Source organism: Pauljensenia hongkongensis (assembly GCF_001746855.1).
Taxonomy (GTDB): Bacteria; Actinomycetota; Actinomycetes; order Actinomycetales; family Actinomycetaceae; genus Pauljensenia; species Pauljensenia hongkongensis.
The window spans coordinates 33,055-34,897 of sequence record NZ_CP017298.1 but is presented as its reverse complement, the minus strand read 5'-3'; the positions used below and the strand labels follow the sequence as shown (position 1 = coordinate 34,897).

General features: G+C 74.2%; 2 protein-coding genes. Both read right to left on the bottom strand.

Annotated features, from left to right (window positions below):
* Positions 1 to 1,013: FtsX-like permease family protein (locus tag BH719_RS00160; protein ID WP_009399688.1), on the bottom strand; the 1,013-nt coding region annotated here is incomplete at its 3' end.
* A partial coding sequence (locus tag BH719_RS00155) for a DUF6273 domain-containing protein (protein WP_245683292.1) occupies positions 1,010 to 1,843 on the bottom strand: 834 nt, incomplete at its 5' end. The genes BH719_RS00160 and BH719_RS00155, both read right to left, overlap by 4 nt.

The window sequence follows — 1,843 nt, the reverse complement described above, 5'->3', positions numbered from 1 at the left end:
AGCGCGGCCCACACCGCGGTCCCCGCGCAGGCGCCCGCGGCGTGAACCAGCAGCGCCTCGCGCGCCATGAGGCGGGCGACGCGGGCGGGCGACGCGCCGACCACGCGCCACACGCCCAGCTCCCCCCTCCGTTCGTTCATGAGCACCGCCTGGACCACTGCGAGCGCGGCGACGACCAGCAGCCACACGCCCACGGCGGCCGCGGCGGTGGCCACCAGTTGCCCGCGGATCCCGCTGGCCGCTCCGGCCAGGGACGCCTCGCTCTTCACGGCCGTCGTCTTGCGCACGTACAGGTTGATCCAGTCCGTCACGGCCTGCCTGCGGTCCCGGTCGCCCAGACGGACGAGGGCGGCGGAGTAGTCGGCCCCGGGATCGACGGAGGCGTAGGCGCCGACCCCGGCGGCGACCGAATCGCGGATCACGTCCCCCAGTGTCTCCATGGTGACGAAGACGGCGTTGTCGAGCGCGGACCCCGTCTCCATGAGGCGCGCGGCGACGGGGTGGTCGCGCTGGAAGAGGGCGACTTCGGAGGAGGCGGCGACCGCGCTGCCCACGGCGGCCTCGCCGCGCGCGAGCGCCCATCCCGGGCCCCCCTCCAGCCACGGGGACAGCACGAAGTCGGTCTCCGGCTCGAATCCGACGATCCACAGTGGCTCGCCGCTGGGAAGGGTGTCGGCGATGTAGAGCTGGTGGGTGACCGCCCCGATGTCGTCGTTGTAGGCCAGGCGGCCCAGTGACGAGCGTTTGCGGTTGCAGTCCACGGGCGTTCCGAGCATGAGCAGGCGCGCCTTGTCGACCTTGCTGAGGCAACCGGTCGGGTAGACGGCGATGTCGGCGCCGAGGCGCTGCTCGGCCAGCGACAGCCCGTCGCCCACCCCCTCGACCAGTGTGAGGCCGATCAGCGCGCACGCCGCCTGGACGGCGACGGCGAACAGCAGGACCGCCGTGCGCACGGGGTGGGCGCGCACGCTCCTCAGCGCCACGCCCCGCAGGGTCAGTGGCAGGGCCGTCACTGGGCGCCCCCTGCTCCGGCCGTGCGGATCCACAGGGCGGGGCGCGCCCCGTAGACCGCGTCGACGTTGGCGCCGCTGGCCGAAGGCGCCCCCGTCGCGTCGACGAACTGCGCGGCGAAGCCGTAGGTGCCCGGGGAGCGCAGCCACCAGTCGCACGACCCGTTCTCGTCGACCGGCAGGCCCGTCCCCTTCGCGTGGTCGGTGGCCGCTGCGACCCCGAGGGAGTCCCGTGAGGCCTCGTCACCGAGGTAGATGGCGCTCTCGGTCTCGCTGAGCGCGAAGACGCGGTCCGTCGTCGGGGCGCCGCCGCCCGCCCCCGTGATCGACTGCGGGTCGTTCGCGTTGTCCGCGGGCACGATCAGGGAGCGCTCGGCGGGGGTGAAGGCGGTCTCGTGGAAGTCGCCGTTCATCCACGCCCGCAAGTCGCTGTCCTGCCAGGAGGCGTCCTCGAAGGGCACGTGGTGGTACTGCCTGCCCTCGAGGCACTCGGCGCCGAGGACCAGGATCCGGTCCTCGAGCCTGTCCACCACGGTCCAGTGGATGGGCTCGGGCCCGTTGGCGGGGTCGCCGTCCTGCTCGTAGGAGCCGAAGACCACGCTGTCGCCCTTGGCGGCCCGCCGGTAGGGAAGCGCGGGGTCGCGCTCGGCGAGGGCCCGGGCGCGCTCCTGCGCGTCGCGGTAGTCGCCGAGCCCCGACAGGATCTCGTAGGCGCGCGCCGCGTCCCCCGCCTCGGCGAGGGCGACGGCCTGGCCGTAGCTGGTGGATCTGCGGTGCTCGGAGACCGCGGCCAGTGCGGCGAGCAGCGCGCACAGGACCGCCGCGATGAGCAG